Genomic DNA, 26375 nt, shown 5'->3' with positions numbered 1-26375 from the left:
AACGGGGCTGACGCCCCGTTTTGCATTTCTTGTGCCCCATTTTTGCGCAGCGAAGAGGCGGCATGCGGTGCGCATCGCACCGTCCTGCAGCACAAGGTGTACTTGCAGGGAGCGCGATAACGCGCTTATCATTGGCCGCTTCATCTTGACAGTTACCAATCAGACACTATGGTCGGTATTTCACCGGCCCGGTTGCGAGCATGTATGATGCGCAAGCCCACACTATATAGATAGCACGACGAGAATCACTATGACCAAATCCCTCATCATCGCCGAGAAACCGTCGGTCGCGAACGATATCGCGAAGACGCTGGGCGGCTTCACCAAGCACGATGAGTACTTCGAATCGGACGAATACGTCCTCTCGTCCGCCGTCGGCCACCTGCTCGAGATCGCGGTGCCCGAAGAACACGACGTCAAGCGCGGCAAGTGGAGCTTTACCCACCTGCCGATGATCCCGCCTTATTTCGCGCTGAACCCGATTGCCAAGACCGAATCGCGCCTCAAGGTGTTGAACAAGCTGATCAAGCGCAAGGACGTCACCACCCTGATCAACGCATGTGACGCGGGCCGCGAAGGAGAACTCATCTTCCGCCTGATCGCCCAGAACGCGAAAGCCAAGCAGCCGGTCAAGCGCCTGTGGCTGCAGTCGATGACGGCCAACGCGATCCGCGAAGGCTTCAATAACCTGCGCAGCGACGAAGAGATGCTGCCGCTGGCCGACGCCGCGCGCTGCCGTTCCGAAGCCGATTGGCTGATCGGCATCAACGGCACCCGCGCCATGACCGCCTTCAACTCGAAAGAGGGCGGCTTCTACCTGACGACGGTGGGCCGGGTGCAGACCCCGACCCTGTCGATCGTGGTCGAGCGCGAAGAGAAGATCAAGAAGTTCGTGCCGCGCGACTACTGGGAAGTGCGCGCCGAGTTCGTGTGCGCCGCCGGCGTCTACGAGGGGCGCTGGCTCGACCAGAAGTTCAAGAAGGACGAGAACGATCCCGAGAAGCGCGCCGAGCGCCTGTGGAGCAAAGCGGCCGCCGACTCGATCGCGGCCGCCTGCCGCGGCAAGCAGGGCAACGTCACCGAAGAAAGCAAGCCGACCACGTCGATGGCGCCGGGCCTGTTCGATTTGACGAGCCTGCAGCGCGAGGCCAACGGCCGCTTCGGCTTCTCGGCCAAGAACACGCTGGGCCTGGCCCAGGCGCTGTACGAGAAGCACAAGGTGCTGACCTACCCGCGTACCGATTCGCGCCACCTGCCCGAGGATTACATCGACACCGTCAAGTCGACCCTGGAAGCGCTGGCCGAGACCAATAACTACAACGGGTTCGCCAAGCAGATCAGCAAAAACGGCTGGGTCAAGCCGAACAAGCGCATCTTCGACAACACCAAGATCTCGGATCACTTCGCCATCATCCCGACCGGCGTGGTGCCCAAGAACCTCTCCGAGCCGGAACAGAAGCTGTACGACCTGGTCACGCGCCGCTTCCTGGCCGTGTTCTTCCCGGCTGCCGAGTTCCTGGTCACGACCCGCTTTACCGAAGTCTCGGGCCACCAGTTCAAGACCGAGGGCAAGGTCATGACCAACCCGGGCTGGATGGCCGTGTATGGCAAGGATCTAGGCGACGACAAGGACGGCGCCAACCTGGTGCCGGTGGCCAAGGGCGAGAAGGTGCTCACTGACAAGATCACGGCCAACGGCCTGGTCACCAAGCCGCCGGCGCGCTACAACGAAGCGACCTTGCTGTCGGCGATGGAAGGCGCGGGCAAGCTGGTCGACTCCGACGAGCTGCGCGATGCGATGGCCGGCAAGGGCCTGGGCACGCCGGCCACGCGCGCGGCCATCATCGAGGGCTTGTTGACCGAGAAATACCTGCTGCGCGAAGGGCGCGAGCTGATGCCGACCGCGAAAGCGTTCCAGCTGATGACCTTGCTGCGTGGCCTGGGCGTGAACGAACTCACGGCGCCCGAGCTGACCGGCGAATGGGAATTCAAGCTGTCGCAAATGGAGAAGGGCAAGATCTCGCGCGAAGAATTCATGCGTGAAATCCAGCAGATGACCCAGATCATCGTCAAGCGCGCCAAGGAATACGACAACGACACGATTCCGGGCGAGTACGCGACGCTGGTCAATCCCTGCCCGAACTGCGGCGGCGTGGTCAAGGAAAACTACCGCCGCTTCGCCTGCACCAAGTGCGACTTCTCGATGAGCAAGACGCCGGGCAGCCGCCAGTTCGAGATCGAGGAAGTCGAAGAACTGCTGAAGAACCGCACCATCGGTCCGCTGCAGGGCTTCCGCTCGAAGATGGGCCGTCCGTTCGCCGCCATCCTGCGCATCGTGCGCGATGAAGAGATCAAGAACTTCAAGCTCGAGTTCGACTTCGGCCAGGACGATGAAGGCGAAGAGGGCGAAGGCGTGGACTTCAGCGGCCAGACCCCGGTCGGGCCTTGCCCGAAATGCAACGGCGGGGTGTACGAAATGCCGCTCGCCTACGTGTGCGAGCACAGCGTGGCCAAGCCCAAGACCTGCGACTTCCGCAGCGGACGCATCATCCTGCAGCAGGAAATCGTGCCGGAACAGATGGCCAAGCTGTTGAACGAAGGCAAGACCGATCTGCTGCCGGGCTTCGTTTCGCAGCGTACCCGTCGGGCTTTCAAGGCCTTCCTGGTGCGCGGCAAGGACAACAAGATCAGCTTCGAGTTCGAAGAGCGCAAGGCCAAGCCGGGCGCGGCCGCCAAGGCCAAGGCGGGCAAGGCGGACGATGAGGCCGCGGCCGGCGCGGACGGCGCCGATGGCGCGGCGGCGCCGGTGAAGGCGGCGGCGCGCAAGGCGGCAGCCAAGCCGGCGGCCAAGAAGGCGCCGGCAAAAAAGGCGGCGGCAAAAAAGGCGCCGGCCAAGAAGGCGACCGCGGCCGCCGCGAAGAAGTGACAGGGCGAGGGCGGGCGCATCGCGCCCGGCCCGGACGTAAAAAAACCGCGGCTGGCCGCGGTTTTTTTATGCCGGCATCATCGATGCAGGCTGCTTAATCTTGCCATTCCTTCAGCGCGAGAATTGCGGCCTCGCCATTGCGGATCGCTTTTACGCGCCGCACCACTTCGTTGCGCCACGCTTCATCGGCGTCCTGGTCCGGTCCATCGATATCCTGTAGCAACAGCTGCATGACTTCCTGTTTCTCGGCCGGGCTCAGCAGCTTGAGTCGTTCGGCGATTTCCGTGACGGCAGTAGACATGGTGCTCTCTCCTAGTATTTTGACTCGATCATAGCGCGAGAACTATTGATTGTCGACAGACAGCATATTGTCATTCGGTTTGCGATCGATCAATTTGTTGTCAGGGTCGATGCCGGCGCGGCCCGGCGCGCCGTCGACCACCAGGGTCAGCTGCTGCGCGGACCGGGTCACTAGGCGCCGTTCACGCGCCAGGGGGTTGCCATTGCGATCATCCACGCCGAACTCGACGTAGTCGTTCAGCGGCAGCGGCCGCTCCTCGCCCTGTTCCGTCATCCTCAGCTTGCCGGCGTAGGCGTCGATCGTGACCTCGACTTTGCCGTCCGGGCGGCGGCGCGCGACGGCGCTGGCGGCGCGGTTCTCGTAGAACACGATCGATTCGAACAGGTCGTCGATCAGGTAGGCCTTGTCCTTCGGGGTCACCGCGCGCAAGGCGCCGACCAGGCTGGAAGCGGTCGGGTAGGGCGCGCCGCGGTAGGCGTATTGCCGCAGCAGGCCGCGCAGCACGCCACCCACGACGTCCTCGCCCAGCATGTCCTGCAGCAGGTACAGCGCCAGGCCGCCCTTGTGATGATGGATGTAGCGCTGGTTCTCGTTGTGGGCCAGCGGCAGTTCCTTCCCCTGTTCCTGGGCGCGGCCCATCAGGTAGGCTTCCAGGTCATGGCGCAGGAAGCGCCGCATCTTGTCCGCGCCGAAGGCGTGCTTCATCACCATCAGCGCCGTGTATTCGGACACGCTCTCGGTCAGCAGGGTGGCGCCGCGCGTATCGGCGCCGACCAGCTGCTGGCCCCACCACTGGCGCGCGGTCTCGCGGGCGCTGACGTAGAACGGGTAGTCGAGGTCCCTCGCCGAGCCGGGATCGACGCGTGCGTTGAAGGCGCCGCTTTCGGACAATGGGATCAGGCCCGGGAAAGACTGCGTGGTGCGGACGGTGCGCGGGATTTCGACGATGCGCAGCTCGCGCAGCGGATAGCGGCCGACATGGCGCGCGCCGTAGTCCAGCCCGGCCTGAGCGCCGCGGATGAGGCGCTCGACGTTGACGTCGTGCCCCGGCTGGTAGTAGACGTCGATCGTCACGTCCTGCCAGCGGTCGTGGCGCACTTCGTAGCGCGCCGACTGGAAGGCGTAGGCGTTCGGCATCAAGCGGTCCATCCTGTAGCGGAAGTGGCGCCGTCCGCCCTCGTTCCATTCGCGCACCAGGGTGCCGGGCGCGATCGCGACCTGGTCCGCGCTGGTGCTGACGGTGGCCTCGAAGCCGATCCAGTCGGCGTCGACGCCAAGGCGGTGGTTGGCGCGGCCGGCCGGGTCGTCGCGTGCCGGCATCGGCGCGCGCGCGGCCAGTCCGTGGCGGCGCCGGTCGCGCGCGTCGCGCAGTTCCACCGACGGCTGATAGCCGATGCGCGGCATGACGTCGTTGGTGAAGAAGGTGCCGTTGGCGACGACCGGCGTGTCGCTGCCCAGGCCCAGCAGGCCGCGCGGCGCGTAGTCGAGTTCGAAATCGAAGTCCAGGCGCGCGCCAGGCGCCAGCGGGGTGGCCAGGCGGTAGTGGTAGAAGCCGCGGTCGGCGTCGAGCGCGATCGCCGCCGCCGGCTGGCCGAAGCGCGGCGTCAAGCGCGCGCCGCGCTGCTGGTACAGCACCAGGTCGCGGATCGGCGCGCCGCTGCGGTTCTCGAGCCGGTAGCTGCCCTTGACGTGCAGGGCGCGCCGTGCGGGATCGATGGCGGCGTCGAGCCTGACGTCGGCGATGCGCGGCTGCGGCAGCCGCGCGTAGCCGTGGTAGCGCTTCTCGTACTCGGCGCGCAGCAGCTCGCTGCGCCAGGGCGTCAGGTAGCCGCCGCTCGACAGCTCCCAGGCCAGGAAAGCGCCGGCGCCTGCGAACACGGCGCCCCCGAGGCCGAAGCACGTCAGCACCTTTGGTGTCAGGTTGCGGCGCGCCAGGCGCAGGCGCTCGCGCCAGGCGTCGTCGACGCCGCGCGGCCACAGCGCGCGCGCCAGCGCCAGCAGCATCAGCGCCGCGCCACTCCAGTACAGCAGATAGAAGCGCTCGCGCAGCAGGTGGTGGCCAAAGCCGTTCATCGGCGAATACGCCAGGTCGCGCCAGGCCCCGTACAGCAGCAGCGGATGGTCCTGGCCGGCGCCGTTCAAGAGCAGCGCCGCCACCAGCCAGGCGATCATGAAAAAGTTGGCCAGGTACTTGTGGTTGACGGCGACCTGCACCGCGATCGCCAGCACCGCGATCAGCGCGTAGTTCGGCAGCAGGATGGTAAACAGCGTGTGCAGGTAAAGCCCCGGTTCGAGCTGGAAGTAGCCCTTGAACAGCTGGATCAGCATGCAGGTGACCATGGCCAGCAGCAGCAGCAGCGCCTGCAGGCCGACCAGGGCCAGGGTCTTGCCGGCCAGCGGCAGCCAGCTCGGCACCGGCAGCGCGTCGAACATCTGGGCCACGCGCGTCTCGCGTTCGCGCCAGACCAGTTCACCGGCATAGAAGATCGTGATGGCCAGCATGAACATGCCGAAGACCGCGCGGATCAGCATCAGCATGATGTAGGTGACCGGATAGTTGACGGCGCCGTAGTTGGCGTCGAGGTCGATCCCGCCGGCGACCAGGGCCAGCACGCCGCCGGTGGCGAGCGCCGCGAAATAGGCGTTGCGGGTCATCTCGCGCAGTTCGCCCCGCGCCGACTTGAACAGCAGCAGCGCCAGGCTGCGCGCTGCGAAATCGGGTTGCGCGGTGGTGTCGCGCGCGGCCTGCGACAGTTCGACCGGTGTCTCGGCCTGGCCGCGGCCGCGCGTGCGCGCCGGCACGTCGGCCTCGCCGATGAACTGGAAGCGCCAGTAGCCGAGCAGCAGCACCAGCAGTGCGAAGCCGCACCACAGCAGGCGGTTGAGCAGGTACACGCCGTGCAGGCCGACCGGATTGAGGTTGCGCTCGGCCAGCGGCCAGTACTCGGTCAGCAAGAGCAGGGCGGTGGTGCCGAACGGGTCGATCAGGGCGGCCAGGGTCTTGAAGTCGAGGTCGCGCGCCAGCGACGGCGCGACGGTGTAGCCGATGGTCATGACCACGGCGGCCACGTAGACCGGCAGCATGCGCCGGGTGAGCGCGGCGAGCACGAAGAAGATCGCGCCGAAGATGAACAGGTTGGGCAGCAGCGTGAACAGGTAGGGCTTGATCCAGGCCGAAGGCAGGGACCCGCCCAGGCGGTCGGGCGTGATGCCGGGAATGAAGGTGCCGAGCCACAGCCCGATCAGGATGCCGGAAAAGATCACCGCCAGGGTCGCAAACGCGCCCAGGAAGCGGCCGAACACGTAGTCGGCCTTGGTGAGCGGCGCGCTGAAGAAGAAGTGGTGCATCTCGTGCTCGAAGTCCTGCTGCACCGCGCGGCCCATCACCGCCGCCGCGACCACCGTGCCCAGGCTGCCGAGCAGCGCCGTCGCGATCGCGATCTGGCGCGGGGCGTCGATCAGGACCCGGCTGCCGAAGGTGACGATCAGGTCGCGGAAGGCGCCCCCCGACGCGGCCATCCAGGCCATGGCGAGCGCCACGAAGACGGCGAAATAGACCCAGGTCGAGAGCCGCCGCAGGCGCTGGCCCGCTTCGAAGCGGGCGATGACGAACAGGGCGCGCACGGTCAGCAGTTCCCGGCGGCCGGGTTGTGGCGGCCGGCGATGGTGGCGAAATAGACGTCTTCCAGGCTGGCGCGCGCCGGCTCGAAGCCGTCGCCCGGATCGTCCTCGGAATATACATGGATCAGGGTGCGGCCGCTGAGCAGGCGGGTCGAGATCACGCTGTAGCGCGACTGGAAAGCGGGCAGCTCGGCCTTGGTGACGAAACGGGCCCAGATGAAGTCTTCGATCCCGTAGATCAGCTCTTGCGGCTCGCCGCACAGCAGCACCTGGCCCTTGTTGATGATCGCCATATTGGCGCACAGGTCGGCCACGTCGGACACGATGTGGGTCGACAGCAGCACGGTGCGGTCTTCGCCGATGTCCGACAGCAGGTTGTGGAAGCGCACCCGTTCCTGCGGATCGAGGCCGGCGGTGGGTTCGTCGACGATGATCAGGCGCGGGTCACCCAGCAGGGCCTGGGCAATGCCGAAGCGCTGGCGCATGCCGCCCGAGAAGGTGCCCAGGCGCTGGTCGCGCACGTCCCACAGATTCGTCTGCTGCAACAGGCCGTCGACCACTTCGCGCCGCCGCGCCCGGTGCGACAGGCCTTTCAGCTGTGCAAAATGGTCCAGCAGCTCGTGAGCGCTCACTTTGGGGTAGACGCCGAAATCCTGGGGCAGGTAGCCCAGCATGCGGCGCACCGCGTCCTTCTCGTCGAGGACATCGATATCGTCCAGGAACACTGAACCGGAGTCGCACTCCTGCAGGGTCGCCAGGATCCGCATCAGGGTCGATTTGCCCGCGCCGTTCGGACCGAGCAGCCCGAACATCCCGGCCGGGATGTTGAGCGTGACTCGGTCCAGCGCGACCACGCCGTTGGCGTAAGTCTTGGACAAATTGCGGATTTTCAATTGCATGACAACTCCTGGCTGCTGCCCCGCGCAGCTTTACGCAAGGCCAAACACTTTTTCACACTGGCATTGTATTCAATCGGCACGGGCGCAGCGGGCGCGGTGCGACACACGGTCCAAACTGGCACCCAGACTGCATTATCCGGTGACAGGGCGCATGATGGTTTTCTATCGATAAATTTCTTGCAATAAAGGATGGCGTGCGAGGCCGGGGCAAAGCGTGGATAATGGCTGCATGGACTCCCTCACCCAAGAACAGCTCTTGGTCCTGATGCGCGAAGGGCGCAGCCGGGCCGAATCCACCGACTGGTTCCGCGTCGCGCTGGGCCTGGTCTACCTGGCCGGCCTGATGACCAAGGAGGCGATCGACTTCAAGGCGGTCGACCGCGAGTTCAACCGCTTCATTTACCATACGCTGGGCAAGGGCCACACCATCACCAGCGTGCTGCAGTTCATGAGCGGCGCGAAGGTGATGCCGACGGTGGAGTCGGCGCGCTTCCTGGACGCCTTCGAGCGCCATTGCCCGGGCGTGCCGCTGGTGTCGGTGCCGTTCCTGCTGGAATTGAACCTGGGCGTGGCCAAGAACATCTCGGGACTGGAGCCCGAAGGCCCGCTGGCCGGGTGGATCGCGCGCAACAAGCAGGAACGGGGCGAAGCGCGGGAGGGTGTGGCGGCGGAGGCGGGCTCTGGGCCGGATGCCGAAGGCATATAATGAACGCTTCAGCGACCAGAACATCGAGCACACCATGATTTCGAACCGTTTCATCAGCCCCCTGGACCAACTGATCGTCGGCGTCGACAAGGCCTTGCGCGTCGTCGGCGGCGTAGCGGCGATGTCGCGCCCCAACCCGGGCGCGCACGCCATCGACGGCGAATTGAGCGAAGCCGAGCGGCGCCACAGCGCGGGCCTGATGCGGGTGAACCACGTGGGCGAGGTCTGCGCGCAGGCGCTCTACGATTCGCAGGCCAGCTTCGCCCATACGCAAACGGTGCGCACGCAGTTCGAGCACGCCGCGCGCGAGGAAGAAGACCACCTGGCGTGGTGCGCAGAGCGCCTGACCGAGCTCGGGTCGCAGCCGAGCGTATTGAATCCGCTGTGGTATGCGGGCGCCTACGTGATGGGCAGCGTGGCCGCCCGGATCGGCGACCCGGTCAGCCTGGGCTTCGTGGTCGAGACCGAACGCCAGGTCGAGGCGCACCTGAACAGTCACCTCGAGCTGTTGCCGGTGCAGGACGCCAGGTCGCGCGCCATCGTCGACCAGATGCGCATCGACGAGATCGCGCACGCCAACGCGGCGCAGTCGGCGGGCGCGGCCTCGCTGCCCTTGCCGGTCAAGGTGGCGATGCGGGCGATGGCCAAGGTGATGACGACGACCGCTTACCGGATCTGATTCGATCCGCCGACATGTGGCCTGCGGCGCCGGCGTTCGGCCCGCGCCACATGAACGTCGTTCCCGCGGAGGCGGGAACCCAATTATCCAACCGACCGTCCACCTCGAACGTCAGTGGCAGCGCTTAGGCTCTGAGGACTTGGATTCCCGCCTTCGCGGGAATGACGTGCGGAGGCCGACAATGATGTTTGGGCCGACAATCGCGCGAGCCGTATCAAATCTCGACGATCTCGAACGAATGCGTGATCTCGGCCGTCTTGGCCAGCATGATCGACGCCGAGCAGTATTTTTCGTGCGACAGCTTGACCGCGCGTTCCACCGTCGCCGGCTTCAGGTTGCGGCCGCTGACCGTGAAGTGGAAGTTAATCTTCGTAAACACCTTGGGATCAAGGTCGGCGCGTTCGGCTTGCAGCGTCACGTCGCAGCCGCGCACGTCCTCGCGGCTGCGCTTGAGGATCAGGACCACGTCGTAGGCGGTGCAGCCGCCGGTGCCCGCCAGGACCATTTCCATCGGGCGCGGCGCCAGGTTATGGCCGCCGCCGTCCGGCGCGCCGTCCATGACCACCATGTGGCCGCTGCCGGTCTCGGCCCGGAAACTCATGCCCGACGGGCCGTTCCAGCTGACTTTCACTTCCATTGCGATTCTCCGTATTGCTGATGCGTCGATAAGGACGTCGATTGTACGGCAGCCGCCGGCCGCGCGCAGGCGGCCGCTCGCCCCCGGGTTCAGACGGCGCGCATCACACAGCCAATACGTACTTCTCGCTCTTCATGCGCCAGCTGGCGAAGGCGACGATCAAGAGCGCCGGGACCAGCGAACACAGGAAGGTGAGCACGAACGGCGCGAAGCCGATGTCGCCGCTCTTGGCCAGTTCCTTGATCAGGGTCTGGTTCGACAGCATCGGCGTCAGGTACATCCACTGCGCCGTCTTGAGTTCCATGAACGAGACCACGAAGCCGGGGAGCAGCGGCAGGATCATCACCAGGCTGACCGTGGTCTGGGCTTCCTTGAACGTCTTGGCGTTCATCGCCATGGCGACGTACAGGGCGGAAGACAGCAGCGCCAGCGGCATCGTCGCCAGGCAGACCAGCAGCAGCTCGCCCCAGCCGAGGTTCCACGACATGCCGATTTCCTCCAGCGGCAGCCAGCGCAGGATCGCGTGGCCCAGCATCAGCACCACGGTGACGCCCAGCAGGGCCAGCACGCTCGAGGCGAGCCACTTGCCGCCCACCAGCTCCCAGCTGCGCGCCGGCTGCGCCATGAGCACTTCCAGCGAGCGCCGTTCGCGTTCGCCGGCCGTGCTGTCGACGGCCGACGACATGTTCAGGAGGAAGGCCGGGAAGAACAGGAAGCCGATCAGGCCGCCGATGACCATGGCCGAGCGCGAGGCATTGGTGCCGGTGTCGTAGCGTTGCAGCTGGATCGGCGCCAGCGTGGCCGGGGACACGCCGTGCGCCAGCAGGCGCGCGCTGGCGATATTGCTGCCATAGGCCTGCAGGATGTCTTCGAGCTCGCGCCGTTGCGGGCCGCTTTCGGCCGATGAGTCGAACCACAGCTCGATGCGCGCGGGCCGCATCGACTGGTAGTTGTCGATGAAATCGTCCGACAGGCGCAGCACGGCCGCGATCTTCTTGCCATGCAGGAGTTCGCCGATCGCTTCCTCGGTCATGGGGCCGGATTCGTTGATCGTCACGCTGCGTTCGCGCAGCTGGGCGATCAGGGTCGGGGCCTTGGCGGCGCCGATCACGGTCAGGTGGATGCCTTCGCGCTCGGTGCGGGTGCTCTTGTCGATCAGCTGGTGCAGCGTGACGCCGAGGATCGCCGGATAGAACAGCACCGCGAGCACCAGAAAGCCGAAGGTGCGCCGGTCGCGCAGGGTTTCGCGCAGCTCTTTCAGGAATACGACCTTGAGTTTGGACTTCATGCGATACCTTCCTCGGTGCCGACCAGGCTGACGAACGCGTCTTCCAGGTCGGCGATGCCGGTGCGCCGGCATAGTTCTTCTGGCGAGCCCTGGGCCACGGTATGGCCTTTGGCGATGACGATCACGTCCTCGCACAGGTGGATCACCTCCTGCATCACGTGGGTGGCCATGATCACGCAGCAGCCGTCCTCGCGCAGGGCGTTCAGCGCGGTGCGCAGCGCGCGCGTGCTCATCACGTCCAGGCCGCGGCTCGGTTCGTCGAGCAGCAGGTGGCGCGGGCGGTGCAGCAGGGTGCGCGCCAGCGCCACCTTGATGCGCTGGCCCTGCGAGAAGCCCTTGGTCTGGCGCTCGAGGATGTCGTCCATCCCGAGCAGTTCCGACACTTCGCCGACGCGCTTGCGCAGCGCGGCGCCGTCCATGCCGTTCAATTCGCCGAAGTAGGTCAGGTATTCGCGCGTGGTGAGGCGTTCGTACAGCCCGAACTGGTCGGTCAGGAAGCCGATATTGCGGCGTACCGCCATCGGATCCTGCTCGGGGTCGACGCCGCCGATCGAGATGCTGCCGTGGTCGCGTTTGAGCAGCCCGACCAGGGTGCGCAGCAGGGTGGTCTTGCCGGCGCCGTTGGGGCCCAGCAGCGCGGTGATCTGGCCGTCGCGCGCGGTGAAGGAAACGCCGCCCAGCGCCTGGACGGCGCCGAACTGCTTGCGTACATCATGGACTTCGATCATGGGGTTTCCGACATTCAAGGTTGCGGCCCGGCGCTGCCGAGCTGGAAGGTGGGGGCCGGCACCTCGGCCATGCAGGCGGCGTCGAGCTTGTCCTGCGGCCGGTCGAGGAAGGCGCGCAGCAGGCGCGGCGCGCAGCCGAGCTGCGAGACACCATGCCCGGCATTGGCGACCACGACGTGCTGGGCCCGGGCCATCGATTTGGCGGCCGCCTCTGCGCGGTGCGGCGGCGTGACCGGATCGAGGGCGCCCGACAGCAGCAGGGCCGGCGCTTCGATGCGCGATGGCGCGACGTGTGGCACCGCCGGCACCTTGATGTCCTGGCACAGCCTGGGCATCATCTCGGCCAGCGGGCGCGCCAGCACGGCGGCGTCGGCTTTCATCAGCGCGGGCGTAAAGCGCGGCACGTCTTCGGCGCACACCACGGCGAAGTGCAGCAGCATCGACATGCTGGCGTCGTTGCCGAAGTCGCCGGCCAGGTTCTGGCGCGCGACGAACGGCTCCCAGCGCCCGCGGCTGGCGCTGTGGATCAGGAAGGGCAGGCGGCGCGCATCGGCCGGCGCATACAGGATGTTGTGCACGGTGCCGAGAAAGCGCTGCGGGCTCATGGTGAACTCGGTCGGCTCGGCGGTGCGCGGATTTGGCAGCGACAGCCGCACATTGCCCGTTTCGACCTTCGCAACCAGCGCGTCGAATTCCGCCGCCAGGCGTGGATAGGCCTTGTTGCAGGCGGTGTCCCTGGCGCAGGCGGCGAACAAGGAGTCGAGCGCGGCCTGGCTGTCACGCCCGCCGGCCGGGATCACCTGGTCGGGGGCGGCCACGCCGTCCAGCACCAGGCTGCGCACGCTGGCGGGATAAGCGCGCGCATAGGCCTGGCCCAGGCGCGTGCCGTAGGAGCCGCCCCACAGGTTCACCTGGCGGTAGCCCAGCGCGCGCCGCACCTGTTCCAGGTCGCGCGCCGCCGCCGCCGTGGTGTAGGCGGCCAGCGGCTGCTTGTTGTTGGCGATGCAGGCGCGCAGTTCGGCCATCAGCTCGTCGTCGGTCATGCGCTCGTGTTCCGGCTTGCTTTCGCAATCGAGTTTGCCCGAGCGGCCGGTGCCGCGCTGGTCGATGAAGACGATGTCGCGGGTGGCGCGCACGCGGTCGAAGGCGAGCTTGAGCAGGGGCAGGACGTCGCTGCCGGCCTGGCCGGGGCCGCCGGCCAGCACGAACAGCGGGTCGCCGCGGGTGCCCTGGCGATAGGCCGGGGCCACGGTCACGTGCAGTTTCAGTGGCGCGCCTTGCGGCTTGGCATAGTCGAGCGGGACGTCGACGCTGACGCAGCGCAGCGCTTCGACCACGCCGGGCAGGTGGCAGCTGCGCTCGGTCTTCGACGGCGCCGGCGCGCCGGCGGCGGACTGGGCGCCGGCAAGGCCCGGCGCCAGCAGCGGCAGGCACAATATGGCGGGCAGAATCTTGAATCTCTTCACAGCATCTCCTCAGGTTGCAACGATGATAAGTTCGCGCTGTTTCCCCGGTCAACCGATTGTTTCAACTATGCATCAAGGCATGCGTTCCGGGTAGTGTCCGTGCGCAAGCGCGCTGGAAGTGCTCGCTCGATGCGGGTGGGGATTGACGGCAAGGCAGCAGTAGGGGTATGATTGCCGGCTTTCCGTTTGCTCAGGAAAGACAATAAGGACGAGTCCGCTGAAGCTTTGTGCGGAACCACCATTTGAGCAATTTTTTCTTTTGGATTAAACATGAAAACTTTTTCCGCTAAGGGCCACGAAGTCCAGCGCGACTGGTTTGTCATCGACGCGACGGACCTGGTCCTCGGACGTGTTGCCAGCGAAGTGGCACTCCGACTGCGCGGCAAGCACAAGCCAGAGTTCACCCCGCACGTCGACACCGGCGATTTCATCGTCGTGATCAACGCCGGCAAACTGCGCGTGACCGGCACCAAGGCCACCGCGAAAACGTACTACCGTCACTCGGGCTACCCGGGCGGTATCTACGAAACCAACTTCCTGAAAATGCAACAGCGTTTCCCAGGTCGCGCACTCGAGAAGGCTGTCAAGGGCATGCTGCCTAAAGGCCCACTCGGCTACGCCATGATCAAGAAGCTGAAAGTGTACGCGGAAGGTTCGCACCCGCACGCTGCTCAGCAACCACAAGCACTGACCCTCTAAGGAACTGACATGATCGGTAACTACAACTACGGCACCGGCCGTCGCAAGAGTGCAGTCGCTCGCGTGTTCATCAAAGCTGGCACCGGCCAGATCATCGTGAACGGTAAGCCGGCATCGGAATACTTCTCGCGTGAAACCGGCCTGATGGTGATCCGTCAGCCGCTGGAACTGACCGGCAACGTCGAACGTTTCGACATCAAGATCAACGTGCACGGCGGTGGCGAATCGGGCCAGGCTGGCGCCGTCCGTCACGGCATCACCCGCGCACTGATCGACTACGACGCAGGCCTCAAGGGCGACCTGGCACGTGCCGGTTTCGTCACCCGTGACGCCCGTGAAGTCGAGCGTAAGAAAGTTGGTCTGCGCAAGGCACGTCGCGCAAAGCAATTCTCGAAGCGTTAATCAGCTTCACTGCAGTCTTCTCCGGCGCCTTCGGGCGTTGGACCCAAAGAAGCCGTCCGCCGCAAGGTTGGGCGGCTTTTTGCATGGAGCCCAGTCTTACTGGGCGGAACAGGCTCGGGACAGGTGCAACCTGGGTTTCACAGGCTGTTAAAATGCAGCCTCGTCCTGGGAAGGGCTTTTTTACCATTACTGAAGGAACAGACATGATTAAAGTTGGCATCGTCGGCGGAACCGGATACACGGGCGTGGAATTGCTGCGGCTGTTGGCCGTTCATCCGGATGTGCAACTGACGGCGATCACCTCGCGCAAGGAAGACGGCCTGCCGGTAGCCGATATGTTTCCTTCGCTGCGCGGCCGCGTCGATATCGCCTTCTCGAGCCCCGACAAGGCCGACCTGAAGCAGTGCGACGTGGTGTTCTTCGCCACCCCGCACGGCGTGGCGATGGCCCAGGCGCCCGAGCTGCTGGCGGCCGGCGTCAAGGTGATCGACCTGGCGGCGGACTTCCGCATCAAGGACCGCGCCGTCTTCGAAAAATGGTACAAGATCGAGCACACCGCGCCCGAGCTGCTGAATGAAGCCGTCTATGGCCTGCCGGAACTGAACCGCGACGCCATCAAGGGCGCGCGCCTGATCGCCAACCCGGGCTGCTACCCGACCACGATGCAGCTGGGCTTCTATCCGCTGCTCAAGGCCGGCCTGATCGACGCCGGCAGCCTGATCGCCGACTGCAAGTCGGGCGTCTCCGGCGCCGGCCGCAAGGCCGAGATCGGCACGCTGTTCTCGGAGTCGAGCGACAACTTCAAGGCCTACGGCGTCCATGGTCACCGCCATACCCCGGAAACCTCGGCCCAGCTGGCGCGCTATACCGACCAGAAGGTCGGCCTGATCTTCACTCCGCACCTGGTGCCGATGATCCGCGGCATGCACGCGACCCTGTACGCGCGCCTGACGCAAGAGATCGACAACGCCGCCCTGCAGGCACTGTTTGAACAACAGTACCAGGACAGCGAATTCGTCGACGTCATGCCGTTCGGCTCGCATCCAGAGACGCGCTCGACCCGCGGTTCGAACATGCTGCGCCTGGCGCTGCACCGTCCGGAAGGCACGGACACCGTCGTGATCCTGGTGGTGCAGGACAACCTGGTCAAGGGCGCCTCGGGCCAAGCCGTGCAGTGCATGAACCTGATGTTCGGCCTGGAAGAGTCGAAAGGCTTGCAGCAGATCGCATTGTTGCCATAACAGACAATGACCGGGGCCACGCCCGTTGCGTGACCCGATGCAGATCAAAGCGACGACCTTTGAGCCGGGTAAATTGACTGTTGGACACGTTCAATCCAGCGGTCAACCTCAGAGGTGCGTCATGTTTGGTCGACAAGTGAAAAGCGAGATAGACAGCCTGGTCGGTATCTCGGCCCGCATCGAGGGCGACCTGAGTTTCACCGGCGGGCTGCGCATCGACGGTGAAGTCCACGGCAATGTGGTGGCGGCCGATGGCGCCGACAGCATGCTGATCGTGTCGGAGCATGCGCGCATCGAAGGCGAAGTGCGCTGCGCCAGCCTGGTGGTCAATGGGTATATCGCCGGCGCGGTTTATTCGTCGGAACTCCTTGAATTACAGCCGAAAGGCCGCATCAATGGGGATGTACACTACCGTTTGCTCGAGATGCACGGCGGGGCGTTGGTAACAGGTAAATTAACGCACCAGCCGGCCAGCGAGCCGGTGTTTCATCTAGCCGACGTCGCCGAAGGCTCGGCAGCATGACTTCCGCCAACCGTCTATAATGGTCGGTGTTTGATTTATTCAGGAGCTTTCCCATGACCGCAGTCGCCGAAGTAGTAGATTTCGACACGATTCCCGTACCAATCAACTTCACCGACAGCGCCGCGCAGAAGGTTGCTCAGCTGATCGAAGAAGAAGGCAACCCCGACCTCAAGCTGCGCGTCTTCGTGCAGGGCGGCGGTTGCTCGGGCTTCCAATATGGTTTCACCTTCGACGAGATCGTCAATGACGACGACACGACGATGGAAAAGGCAGGCGTCCAGCTGCTGATCGACTCGATGAGCTACCAGTACCTGGTCGGCGCCGAGATCGATTACAAGGACGACCTCGAAGGCGCCCAGTTCGTGATCAAGAACCCGAACGCCACCTCGACCTGCGGCTGCGGTTCGTCGTTCTCGGCGTAATCGTTGTCGGCATGTCCAGGCCCCGGGTCTGGATCATCGACGGCCCGCTCGCGCGGGCCGTTTGTTGTTTACTGCCTGCGCAGCAGTCCGCGGCGCCGGCATGACCGTCTCTGAGAGGTAGCAATGACCGTATTCGCCATGCCCGTCTTCGACGCCACCGTGATTTACGAGGGCAAGGAATTGTTCAAGGGGCAGGGAGCCGCCAAAGGCTGGGCCGACAAGCTGGCCCGGGAAATCGAGACCACCGTCACGGTGGAAAAGATCGGCACCGGCTGGGCGCTGTGCGGCCTGGTCGATGGCGTGCCGTGCCAATGGGGCATCCTCGGCCAGCGGCTCAAGCGTCTCGACTGACGCCGCAAGATATCAATTCAACATCAAGGTAATTCATGGACAAGACCAATCTCGCGAAATACGATGCAAAGAAGCTGATGAACAAGATGGGGCCCAAGGGCGCCGTCATCGGCAAGGCAGGCGATGCGCCTGCAGCGGATCGCCGCGAACAACGCGAACGCGACCGCGCGCTCGGCCTGGTGCCGTTCGCCGTCAAGCTCAATGGTGACCTGGTCAAGCAGTTGCAGGCGCTGAGCAAGGAGCAGGACGTCGACCTGAACGAGCTGGTGGCGCAGTTGCTGCAAAAAGGCCTGGCTGCCTGAACCTCAGGCCGGGTACAGCGCTCCCAGGATGCGCGGGCCGCGCGCGCCGGTGACGGCCGGCAGGTTGCCCGGCTCGCGGTGCGTGAAGCGCCAGCCCAGCCAGGCGAAGGCGAGCGCCTCGACCCGGTTCGGCGCCACGCCCAGGGCCGCCGTCGATTCCACTTTCACACCGTCGAGCTCCGCGCCAATGGCGCGCAGCAGGGCGCCGTTATAGGCCCCGCCGCCGCAGACGTACACCGCCTCCGGCGTGACGCCTTCGTCGAGGATCGCGCGTGCGATCGTCACCGCCGTCAATTGCACCAGGGTCGCCTGCACATCGGCCGGCGCGAGCCTGCCGAAGGGCGAGAGCCTGGCATCGAGCCATGCCGCGTGGAACAGGTCGCGGCCGGTACTCTTGGGCGCCGGCTGGCGGAAATACGGCTCGTCGAGCAGGGCATCCAGCAGGGGCCGGTGCAGCGCGCCGCTGGCGCCCCAGGCCCCGTCCTCGTCATAGGCGCGGCCATGGTGGCGCGCAATCCAGAGGTCGAGCAAGACATTGCCCGGGCCGGTATCGAAGCCGGTCACGCGGCCGTCGCCATGCAGCACGCTGATATTGCCGATGCCGCCGATATTCACCACCACGCGCGCGGTGCCCGGCTTGCCGAAGGCGGCGTCGTGGAACGCCGGCACCAGCGGCGCGCCCTGGCCGCCGGCGGCGACGTCGCGGCTGCGGAAGTCGGCAATCACGTCCAGGCCGGTCAGTTCGGCCAGCAGGGCCGGGTTATTGGTCTGGCGCGTCCATCCCAGCTCGGGACGGTGGCGGATGGTCTGGCCGTGGACGGCGACGGCGGCCACCGGACCGGGGCTGGATGGGAGCAGGGCGCGCACGCAGTCGGCATAGGCCAGCGCCAGCCCATTGGCGGCCAGCGCCTCGCGCTCCAGCTCGTTGGCGCTGGCGGCCTGCAGGGCCATCAGCTCGCTGCGCAATGCCGCCGGGAGCGGCGTGAAGGCGGCGGCCAGGGTCTGGATGGCGCCATTGCCGAAGTCGGCCAGCACGCCGTCGACGCCGTCGAGGCTGGTGCCGGACATCAGGCCGATATAGAGGGAAGGTGTCGCGGTCATCGTTGTATCGGGTTCGGGTGCCAGTAGTTAAAGGCAAGCAAGCATACAAAAGAAAACGCCCTCCGGCATCGAAATGCGAGGAGGGCGTTTTTAATAGAGCGTGGTGCAGCTTAGCGGGCCGCCATCGACGAGCCGCTTGGCGCCATCAGCGAGAAGCGGTGATTCATCTCGGCGGCCGCCATGCGGAAGCGTGCCAGCTCGGCCTGGTTCAGCGGTTGCTGGGCCAGCGACTTGAACTTGTTCGGGTCCTTGGCCACGCCTGCAACGCGGAATTCATAGTGCAGGTGCGGGCCGGTCGACCAGCCGGTCGAACCGACGTAGCCGATCACCTGGCCCTGGCTGATCTTGGCGCCCTTGCGCAGGCCTGGCGCGATACGGCTCATGTGAGCGTAGGCGGTGCTGTAGCTCGACCAGTGCTTCAGGACGACCATATTGCCGTAACCATTGCCGTTGCCCGCGAAGTCGACGGTGGCATCGGCCACGGCGCGGATCGGGGTGCCGGTGGCGGCGGCGTAGTCGACGCCTTTGTGCGCCTTGAACTTGCCCGAGATCGGATGCACGCGCATCGAGAAGCCCGACGAGACGCGCGAGTATTGAATCGGCGACTTGAGGAAGGCTTTCTTGAGCGACTTGCCGTCCAGCGAGTAGTAACCACCCTGCTTGGAGACCGGATCTTCGTACCAGACCGACTGGTAGCTGGTGCCGCGGTTGACGAATTCGCCTGCCAGGATGCGACCGGTCTTGATCAGTTCGCCGTCGAGCCAGAAGGTCTCGTACACGACATTGAAACGGTCGCCGCGCTTGACGTCGCTGCGGAAGTCGATATTGGTCGAGAACATCTCGATGATCTGACCGACGATCGAATCCGGGATGCTGCCGCCATCGACGTTGGCGTCGGTGGCCGCATACAGCGAACTGGCGATCTCGCGCGAACGCATCTCGACGCGGCGCTCGAGCTTGGCCGGCGCCTCGATGGCGACGAATTCCTCGCCCTTGCGCTGGACGGTGATCGTGCGTGCCTCGCCGTTCTTGCCGTCGCTGACGGTGGCGCGCATCGACAGCAGCAGGCCGTTCTCGTCGGTCTCGGCCTGGATGCGCTTGCCGGTCTGGAGCGACAGCAGGCGCTTGGCGAGTTTGTCCGAACGAACGAACTTTTGCGCTTGCGCGTCTTCGATGCCGAGGCGGGTGAAGAGCGAGCCGAGCGAATCGCCGCGGCGGATGCGTTCTTCGTGGATGAATTGCTGCTCGTCTTGCTGCAGCGCGGCGATCTGGTCGGCCAGGTTCGGCAGTTCCAGGTCTTGCGCAACCGAGGTGACGGGCAGGTCGGAGGGATCGGGAGCGATCGGGGAAACACCCACTGCGCCGAAGGCGCACACGCTGAGGAAGACGGCGCTGGCGCTCAAAACGCGAGCTTTGCGGGTCGTCGGCAGTAGCGCTAGCAGGCTTTTACCAGTGATTTTCTGTATAGGGTTCATGCAATCAGTTAAAATTTGCGGCTGAACTTTCAAGGGCCATGTATTGTCATTTCCGAAAAGTTTTCTCAAGGAAATGTAAACAGGATCGTGAATTATACCAAAAGATGTGGTCCTACAACCGTTTTAGCCAATTTCCTACACGACTTTTATGACCTCAACTGCAGCTGGTGCTAGCACTCCGGCAACTTCCATTAAAGCTTTGCCACTGACTGACAAGGTCCTCGAGTCCCTCGCGATCGCCAAGCGCGGCGTCGACGAACTGCTGGTCGAGAGCGATTTTGCGCAGAAACTGGCACGATCGGAACAGACCGGCAAGCCGCTGCGCATCAAGCTGGGCCTGGATCCAACGGCCCCAGACTTACATCTCGGCCATACCGTCGTACTGAACAAGTTGCGTCAATTGCAAGACCTGGGTCACCAGGTAATTTTCCTGATCGGTGACTTCACGTCGATGATTGGCGACCCGTCGGGTCGCAACGCCACGCGTCCGCCACTGACCCGCGAGCAGGTCGAGGAAAACGCGATGACGTATTTCCGCCAGGCGTCGCTGGTGCTGGACGCCGGCCGCACGGAAATCCGCTACAACTCCGAATGGTGCGACCCTTTGGGCGCGCGCGGCATGATCCAGCTCGCCTCGCGCTACACCGTCGCACGCATGATGGAGCGCGACGATTTTACCAAGCGCTACAAGAGTGGGACTCCGATCGCCGTGCATGAGTTCCTTTATCCGCTGATGCAGGGCTACGATTCGGTCGCTTTGCAGTCAGATCTTGAGCTGGGTGGAACGGACCAGAAATTTAACTTGCTGGTTGGCCGCGAGCTGCAGAAGGACTACGGCCAGGAACCGCAGTGCATCCTGACCATGCCGCTGCTGGAAGGCCTGGACGGCGTCGAAAAGATGTCCAAGTCCAAGAACAACTATATTGGCATCACCGAATCCCCGAACAGCATGTTCGGCAAGCTGATGAGCATCTCGGACGAGATGATGTGGAAGTATTTCAACTTGCTGTCCTTCCGCTCGGAGAGCGACATCGCGCAATTGAAGGCGACGATCGACGGCGGCGCCAACCCGCGCGATGCGAAAGTGGCGCTGGGCAAGGAAATCGTCACGCGCTTCCACTCGGCCGGGGCGGCCGACGACGCGCTGGCCGATTTCGTCAACCGCTCCAAGGGCGGCATCCCGGACGACGTGCCTGAAGTGTCGCTCTCCGGCGCACCGCTGGGCCTGCCGCAACTGCTGAAGGCCGCCGGCCTGTGCGCCTCGACCTCGGAAGCCATGCGCATGGTCGACCAGGGCGGCGTGCGCATCGACGGCGCCGTGGTCAGCGACAAGGGCCTGCAACTGGCGGCCGGCACCCTCGTGGTGCAGGTCGGCAAGCGCAAGTTCGCCCGCGTGACCCTGTCGCCGGCCGCATGATCGGCCTGCTGCAACGCGTGAGCGAAGCGGCGGTGCGCGTCGACGGCCAGACCGTCGGCGCCATCGGCCCCGGCCTGATGGTGCTGGTGTGCGCCGAAAAGGGCGATACCGAACGCGAGGCCGACCTGCTGTTGGCCAAGTTGCTGGGCTACCGCGTTTTTTCCGACGAAGCCGGCAAGATGAACCGCAGCGTGACGGACAGCGGCGGCGGCCTGCTGCTGGTGCCGCAGTTCACGCTGGCGGCCGATACCAAATCGGGCACGCGCCCCTCGTTCTCGCCGGCCGCCGCGCCGGAGGACGGACGGCGCCTGTTCGGGCATGTCGTGCGCCAGGCGCGGGAGCGGCATGGCATTGTCGAGACCGGCGTATTTGGTGCTGATATGAAAGTGTCGCTCGTCAACGATGGCCCGGTCACATTCTGGCTGCGTATTGACCCGATCGTAGCTGCGCGCTGAAACCCGCGCCTGGCGCCAAGGTCTAACGTACAGTCTGGGAGGACGTATGCGAATCTGGAGCGACTCATTCACCGACGGGGGCGACATCCCCGCCGCCTGCGCGTTCGCGGTCAGCGACCCCGCCACCCATGTCAAGTTGTCGAGCAACCGCAATCCCCATATCGCCTGGGACGAGGTGCCGGCCGGCACGCAGTCGCTGGTGCTGATCTGCCACGATCCCGACGTGCCGTCCGACGACAGCGACGTCAACAAGGAGGGCCGCACCGTGCCGGCCGCCTTGCCGCGCGTCGATTTCTTCCATTGGACGCTGGCCGACATCCCGGTCTGTCTCAAGTCGCTCGCCGAAGGCATGTTTTCCGACATGGTCACGCCGCACGGCAAGCCCGGTCCCGAAGTCGCCTTCACCATCAAGAACGGCACCGAGCACAAGCTGCGCCACGGGGTCAACGACTATACGGGCTGGCTCGCGGGCGACCCCGACATGGCGGGCGAGTTCTACGGCTATGACGGCCCGTACCCGCCATGGAACGACGAGCACGTGCACCATTATGTCTTTACGCTGTATGCGCTCGACATCCCGCGCCTGCCGCTGGAGGGGCGCTTCACCGGATCCGAGGCGCGCATGGCGATCCAGGGACATATCCTCGACGAGGCGCGCATCTTCGGCACCTATTCGCTCAATCCCCGGGCCACGGCCGACGTGGCCACGGACCTGTCGACCGACCTGTCGACGTAATCGGCTGATTTTTTTGACCGCCCCGAGGTTCGGGTGCAAGGACCTCATGACTTTGAACGACGCGCCTGCGGGCACGACCACGATCCTCCTCATCCGCCATGGCGAAACCGCCTGGAATGCCGAGCGCCGGCTGCAGGGCCATCTCGACATCGCGCTCAATGCCGAAGGCGGGCGCCAGGCCGCGGCGCTCGGCGCGGCGCTGGCCGGCGAGCGTATCGACCTGGTCGTGTCGAGCGACCTGGCGCGCGCGCGGCAGACGGCCGAGGCGATCATCAGCGCCCGCGGGCCGCGCGGGATCGATGGCGCAGGCCTGCGGCTCGATCCCCAGCTCCGCGAGCGCTGCTACGGCGGCTTCGAAGGCTTGCTCTACAGCGAAATCGCGGCCCGCTTTCCGCTCGAATTCGCTGCCTGGCAAGCGCGCAACGTCGATGCGGTTCTGCCGCCAGGAAAGAATCAGGGCGAAACCTTCCGCGGCTTCTTCGCGCGCGCGACGCAGGCAATCCTGGGGCATGCGGCGCGCCACCCCGGCCAGACCCTGGCGCTGGTGGCGCATGGCGGCGTGCTCGAGTGCGCCTACAGGTCCGCCCTCGGCCTGCCGCTGGAAACGCCGCGCGACTTCAAGATACATAACGCCAGCATCAACCGTTTCGTCGTCGAACAGGGCGCACTGAAGCTGGTCGGCTGGGGCGATGTCGAGCACCTGCGCGACGACCGGCGCACGCCGGCGCTGGACGAATTGCCCTGACAGCGATGCGCGTCAAGCGGCGATACAACGCCTGTTTCTTCGCCTTGCCAATATCGCACGCGCAACAATCCCGATAATTTTGCTGATAATTTGAGCAGCGCTTGGGGTAAAATAGCAGGTTCCCAAGAAACTTCTGAGTTTTTCTGCTGTGCAAATAGGTCCATATCACCTGCGTAATAACGTCTTTGTCGCCCCCATGGCCGGAGTGACGGACCGTCCGTTCCGGCAACTGTGCAAGCAGCTCGGCGCGGGCTATGCGGTGTCCGAAATGGCGGCGTCGAACCCGCGCCTGTGGGCCAGCGAGAAGACGTCGCGCCGCATCGACCATGCGGGCGAAATGGAGCCGAAGGCGGTGCAGATCGCCGGCGCCGATCCTAAAGACCTTGCCGATTGCGCGAAGTTCAACGTCGAGCGCGGCGCCCAGATCATCGACATCAATATGGGTTGCCCGGTCAAGAAGGTGTGCAACAGCTGGTGCGGTTCGGCCCTGTTGCAGCACGAAGACCTGGTCGAGCGCATCCTGCACGCCGTGGTCGAGGCGGTCGACGTGCCGGTCACCCTGAAGTTCCGCACCGGCTGGGATCGCCAAAACAGGAACGCGCTGCGCATCGCGCGCCTGGCCGAGCAGGCCGGCATCCAGATGCTGACCCTGCATGGCCGCACCCGCGCCGACGGCTACAAGGGCGAGGCCGAGTACGACACCATCCGCGCCGTGAAGGAAGCGGTGAGCATCCCGCTGGTGGCCAATGGCGACATCACGACGCCCGAGAAGGCGAAATTCGTGCTCGACCATACCGGCGCCGACGCGGTCATGATCGGCCGTGCGGCCCAGGGCCGTCCCTGGATCTGCCGCGAGATCGACCATTACCTGCGCACCGGCGAACACCTGCCGGCGCCGCTGGTGGACGAGGTGCGCGGGTTGATGAACGAGCACTTGCCGGCCCATTACGCCTTCTATGGCGAATACGTCGGCGTGCGCACCGCGCGCAAGCACATCGGCTGGTATGTCCAGGACTTGCCGGGCGGCGAGGAATTCCGGCAGCGCATGAACCTGCTGGAATCGACGGCCGAGCAACTGGCGGCGGTCGATGACTTTTTCAAATCGCAGCACAGGCATGGCGAGCGGTTACAATACCGCCCCGCGCATCCTGACCTCGACGCGATCGCGGCGTAGGCAAGTCCGGCAGCACGCAGCACACCAGAACAAGAACACGGGGACGCGCTTCGCGAAGCGGAGCAATCATTAAACCAGGATGAAGCAGCAGAAGACATGAGCAAAGAAAGTATCCAGGAAGTCGTCCAGAAGAGTCTCGAGGACTATTTCAACGATCTGGGCGAACAAAAGCCGACCAACATCTACGACATGATGGTGCTGACCGTCGAAAAGCCCGTCCTCGAAGTCGTCATGTCGCGCGCCGACGGCAACCAGTCGCACGCCGCGCAGATGCTGGGCATTAACCGGAACACTTTGCGCAAGAAACTGCAGGAGCACGGGCTGCTCTGAGCCTGACCCACGTGGCCGCGCACCTAGCGCGGCCACGACCGGATCATCGATCCGCCTGCCCGCCGCCAGGAATTCTCAACCATAGGCCACACCATGATCAAACAAGCTCTCATTTCCGTATCCGACAAGACCGGCGTGCTCGATTTCGCCCGGGCGCTCTCGGCGCTCGGCGTCAACATCCTGTCCACCGGCGGCACCGCCAAGCTGCTGCAGGAGAACGGCGTGCCGGTGACCGAAGTGGCCGACTACACCGGTTTCCCGGAAATGCTGGATGGCCGCGTCAAGACCCTGCACCCGAAAGTGCACGGCGGCATCCTGGCGCGCCGCGATTTCCCCGAGCACGTCGCCAAGCTGGAAGAGCACGGCATTCCGCAGATCGACATGGTCGTGGTCAACCTGTACCCGTTCCAGCAGACCGTCGCCAAACAAGAGTGCTCGCTGGAAGACGCGATCGAGAACATCGACATCGGCGGCCCGACCATGCTGCGTTCGGCGGCCAAGAACCACCGCGACGTGGTCGTGATCGTCGACCCGCTTGACTATGGCGTGGTGCTGGCCGAGATGAAAGGCCAGGGCGAAGCCACCGGCCCGGTCAGCTATGAAACCAGGTTCCGCCTGGCCAAGAAGGTGTTCGCGCACACCGCGCAGTACGACGGTGCGATCACCAATTACCTGACCAGCCTGGGCGAAGACCGCGCGCACGCGACCCGCTCGCGCTTCCCGCAGACCCTGAACATGGGCTTCGAAAAAGTCCAGGACATGCGCTACGGCGAGAACCCGCACCAGGACGCGGCCTTCTACCGCGACCTCGTCACGGTCGACGGTGCGCTGGCCAACTACACCCAGCTGCAGGGCAAGGAACTGTCGTACAACAATATCGCCGATGCGGATGCGGCCTGGGAATGCGTCAAGTCGCTGGGCGGCATGCAGCAGCCGGCCGGTTGCGTGATCGTCAAGCACGCCAACCCGTGCGGCGTGGCGATCGGCTTTGACGCCCTGGACGCCTACTCGCGCGCGCTGCAGACCGATCCGACCTCGGCCTTCGGCGGCATCATCGCCTTCAACGTCGAAGTCGACGGCAAGGCGGCCGAAGCGCTGAGCAAGCTGTTCGTCGAAGTGCTGATCGCGCCATCGTTTACCGCGGAAGCACGCCAGATCATGGCGGCCAAGCAGAACGTGCGCCTGCTGGAAATCGCGCTGGGCGCCGGCCAGAACCCCTATGACGTCAAGCGCGTCGGCGGCGGCCTGCTGGCGCAGTCGCCGGATGCGAAAAACGTCGGCCTGGGCGACCTGCGCGTGGTCACCAAGAAGCAGCCTACCCCGCAGCAGCTGCAAGACATGATGTTCGCCTGGCGCGTGGCCAAGTTCGTAAAATCGAACGCCATCGTGTTCTGCGCCAATGGCATGACGCTGGGCGTCGGCGCCGGTCAGATGAGCCGTATCGACTCGGCCCGCATCGCCTCGATCAAGGCCCAGAACGCCGGTCTGTCACTCACCGGTTCGGCTGTGGCGTCGGACGCCTTCTTCCCGTTCCGCGACGGCCTGGACGTGGTGGTCGACGCCGGCGCGACCTGCGTGATCCACCCGGGCGGCTCGATGCGCGACCAGGAAGTGATCGACGCCGCCGACGAGCGCGGCGTGGTGATGCTGTACACGGGTACCCGTCACTTCCGTCATTAATTGGCAGCATATCCGCAGGGTCGGCGGGAAACCCGCCAACCCTGCGTGCATCAAACACGGGCATGCGATAA

At 64.9% G+C, this 26375-nt stretch carries 26 protein-coding genes; 17 read left to right on the top strand and 9 right to left on the bottom strand.

Annotated elements, in window-relative coordinates; all coding sequences use genetic code 11:
• Window positions 1–250: 250 nt before the first annotated feature.
• Window positions 251–2926 carry a DNA topoisomerase III gene (locus ABIB38_RS13580; protein WP_429204593.1) on the top strand — a complete coding sequence of 892 codons (2676 nt, stop codon included), beginning with the start codon at window positions 251–253 and terminating at the stop codon, window positions 2924–2926.
• Between the two features lie 94 nt (window positions 2927–3020).
• Here ABIB38_RS13580 and ABIB38_RS13575 read toward each other — a convergent pair whose 3' ends face one another.
• The 3 genes from ABIB38_RS13575 to ABIB38_RS13565 are packed head-to-tail and all read right to left on the bottom strand — an operon-like array spanning window position 3021 to window position 7747.
• Complete coding sequence (locus ABIB38_RS13575; RefSeq protein ID WP_429204591.1) at window positions 3021–3227, bottom strand: addiction module protein; 207 nt, start codon at window positions 3225–3227, stop codon at window positions 3021–3023.
• Window positions 3228–3269: 42 nt separating this feature from the next.
• Entirely contained in the window at window positions 3270–6851 is a 3582-nt protein-coding gene (locus ABIB38_RS13570; RefSeq protein ID WP_429204589.1) for a hypothetical protein, read from the bottom strand.
• 2 nt (window positions 6852–6853) lie between these two features.
• A complete protein-coding gene (locus tag ABIB38_RS13565) occupies window positions 6854–7747 on the bottom strand; it encodes an ABC transporter ATP-binding protein (RefSeq protein ID WP_429204588.1) in 894 nt (297 codons plus the stop codon).
• A gap of 229 nt (window positions 7748–7976) precedes the next feature.
• Here ABIB38_RS13565 and ABIB38_RS13560 point away from each other — a divergent pair, with 229 nt between their 5' ends.
• Window positions 7977–8453 (top strand): hypothetical protein, encoded by a 477-nt coding sequence (locus ABIB38_RS13560; RefSeq protein ID WP_429204586.1) that lies wholly within the window; start codon window positions 7977–7979, stop codon window positions 8451–8453.
• 34 nt (window positions 8454–8487) lie between these two features.
• Window positions 8488–9132: a 2-polyprenyl-3-methyl-6-methoxy-1,4-benzoquinone monooxygenase gene (gene coq7 / locus ABIB38_RS13555; protein ID WP_429204585.1), complete on the top strand. Its 645-nt coding sequence runs from the start codon at window positions 8488–8490 to the stop codon at window positions 9130–9132.
• Window positions 9133–9346: 214 nt separating this feature from the next.
• Here the strand turns inward: coq7 and ABIB38_RS13550 are convergent, their stop codons facing one another.
• The 4 genes from ABIB38_RS13550 to ABIB38_RS13535 form a co-directional block, all read right to left on the bottom strand.
• The gene (locus tag ABIB38_RS13550; RefSeq protein WP_429204583.1) at window positions 9347–9769 is read right to left on the bottom strand and encodes an OsmC family protein; all 423 of its coding nucleotides are present in this window, start codon (window positions 9767–9769) and stop codon (window positions 9347–9349) included.
• A gap of 103 nt (window positions 9770–9872) precedes the next feature.
• On the bottom strand, window positions 9873–11057 hold the full coding sequence (locus tag ABIB38_RS13545; RefSeq protein WP_429204582.1) for an ABC transporter permease: 1185 nt from the start codon (window positions 11055–11057) through the stop codon (window positions 9873–9875).
• On the bottom strand, window positions 11054–11785 hold the full coding sequence (locus ABIB38_RS13540) for an ATP-binding cassette domain-containing protein (RefSeq protein ID WP_429204580.1): 732 nt from the start codon (window positions 11783–11785) through the stop codon (window positions 11054–11056). Before ABIB38_RS13540 ends, ABIB38_RS13545 begins: the two co-directional genes overlap by 4 nt.
• A 14-nt stretch (window positions 11786–11799) precedes the next feature.
• On the bottom strand, window positions 11800–13251 hold the full coding sequence (locus ABIB38_RS13535; RefSeq protein ID WP_429204578.1) for an alpha/beta hydrolase: 1452 nt from the start codon (window positions 13249–13251) through the stop codon (window positions 11800–11802).
• 270 nt (window positions 13252–13521) lie between these two features.
• Here ABIB38_RS13535 and rplM point away from each other — a divergent pair, with 270 nt between their 5' ends.
• From rplM to ABIB38_RS13500, 7 genes are all read left to right on the top strand, one after another.
• Window positions 13522–13950 (top strand): 50S ribosomal protein L13, encoded by a 429-nt coding sequence (rplM, locus tag ABIB38_RS13530; RefSeq protein WP_123069984.1) that lies wholly within the window; start codon window positions 13522–13524, stop codon window positions 13948–13950.
• A gap of 9 nt (window positions 13951–13959) precedes the next feature.
• Window positions 13960–14352, top strand: coding sequence for a 30S ribosomal protein S9 (gene rpsI / locus ABIB38_RS13525; RefSeq protein ID WP_429204576.1), 393 nt, complete (start codon window positions 13960–13962; stop codon window positions 14350–14352).
• Between the two features lie 203 nt (window positions 14353–14555).
• Window positions 14556–15593, top strand: a complete 1038-nt coding sequence (argC, locus tag ABIB38_RS13520) for an N-acetyl-gamma-glutamyl-phosphate reductase (protein ID WP_429204574.1) — start codon at window positions 14556–14558, stop codon at window positions 15591–15593.
• Window positions 15594–15714: 121 nt separating this feature from the next.
• Window positions 15715–16116, top strand: a complete 402-nt coding sequence (locus ABIB38_RS13515; protein WP_429204696.1) for a bactofilin family protein — start codon at window positions 15715–15717, stop codon at window positions 16114–16116.
• A 53-nt stretch (window positions 16117–16169) separates the two neighbouring features.
• Window positions 16170–16538, top strand: a complete 369-nt coding sequence (erpA, locus tag ABIB38_RS13510) for an iron-sulfur cluster insertion protein ErpA (protein WP_306391765.1) — start codon at window positions 16170–16172, stop codon at window positions 16536–16538.
• A 123-nt stretch (window positions 16539–16661) separates the two neighbouring features.
• Window positions 16662–16889, top strand: coding sequence for a hypothetical protein (locus tag ABIB38_RS13505; protein WP_429204572.1), 228 nt, complete (start codon window positions 16662–16664; stop codon window positions 16887–16889).
• 35 nt (window positions 16890–16924) lie between these two features.
• On the top strand, window positions 16925–17191 hold the full coding sequence (locus tag ABIB38_RS13500) for a hypothetical protein (protein ID WP_429204571.1): 267 nt from the start codon (window positions 16925–16927) through the stop codon (window positions 17189–17191).
• 3 nt (window positions 17192–17194) lie between these two features.
• Here ABIB38_RS13500 and ABIB38_RS13495 read toward each other — a convergent pair whose 3' ends face one another.
• The gene (locus ABIB38_RS13495) at window positions 17195–18292 is read right to left on the bottom strand and encodes an anhydro-N-acetylmuramic acid kinase (protein ID WP_429204569.1); all 1098 of its coding nucleotides are present in this window, start codon (window positions 18290–18292) and stop codon (window positions 17195–17197) included.
• Between the two features lie 110 nt (window positions 18293–18402).
• Window positions 18403–19767, bottom strand: coding sequence for a peptidoglycan DD-metalloendopeptidase family protein (locus ABIB38_RS13490; protein WP_429204568.1), 1365 nt, complete (start codon window positions 19765–19767; stop codon window positions 18403–18405).
• Window positions 19768–19915: 148 nt separating this feature from the next.
• Between ABIB38_RS13490 and tyrS the strand changes: the two genes are divergently transcribed.
• From tyrS to purH, 7 genes are all read left to right on the top strand, one after another.
• Complete coding sequence (gene tyrS, locus ABIB38_RS13485) at window positions 19916–21184, top strand: tyrosine--tRNA ligase (protein ID WP_429204567.1); 1269 nt, start codon at window positions 19916–19918, stop codon at window positions 21182–21184.
• Window positions 21181–21639, top strand: coding sequence for a D-aminoacyl-tRNA deacylase (gene dtd, locus ABIB38_RS13480; protein WP_429204566.1), 459 nt, complete (start codon window positions 21181–21183; stop codon window positions 21637–21639). The genes tyrS and dtd overlap by 4 nt, the downstream gene beginning before the upstream one ends.
• 46 nt (window positions 21640–21685) lie before the next feature.
• Complete coding sequence (locus ABIB38_RS13475) at window positions 21686–22375, top strand: YbhB/YbcL family Raf kinase inhibitor-like protein (protein WP_429204564.1); 690 nt, start codon at window positions 21686–21688, stop codon at window positions 22373–22375.
• A 46-nt stretch (window positions 22376–22421) separates the two neighbouring features.
• A complete protein-coding gene (locus tag ABIB38_RS13470; RefSeq protein WP_429204562.1) occupies window positions 22422–23120 on the top strand; it encodes a histidine phosphatase family protein in 699 nt (232 codons plus the stop codon).
• A 148-nt stretch (window positions 23121–23268) separates the two neighbouring features.
• On the top strand, window positions 23269–24294 hold the full coding sequence (dusB, locus tag ABIB38_RS13465) for a tRNA dihydrouridine synthase DusB (RefSeq protein ID WP_429204561.1): 1026 nt from the start codon (window positions 23269–23271) through the stop codon (window positions 24292–24294).
• Window positions 24295–24390: 96 nt separating this feature from the next.
• Window positions 24391–24624, top strand: coding sequence for a helix-turn-helix domain-containing protein (locus ABIB38_RS13460; protein WP_005667930.1), 234 nt, complete (start codon window positions 24391–24393; stop codon window positions 24622–24624).
• Between the two features lie 93 nt (window positions 24625–24717).
• Window positions 24718–26304, top strand: a complete 1587-nt coding sequence (gene purH, locus ABIB38_RS13455) for a bifunctional phosphoribosylaminoimidazolecarboxamide formyltransferase/IMP cyclohydrolase (protein WP_429204558.1) — start codon at window positions 24718–24720, stop codon at window positions 26302–26304.
• Window positions 26305–26375 lie beyond the last annotated feature (71 nt).

Source organism: Massilia sp. UYP11, assembly GCF_050434805.1.
Taxonomy (GTDB): domain Bacteria; phylum Pseudomonadota; class Gammaproteobacteria; order Burkholderiales; family Burkholderiaceae_D; genus Telluria.
The sequence above is the reverse complement of the archived record's forward strand: the minus strand, read 5'-3'. Positions and strand labels throughout refer to the sequence as shown.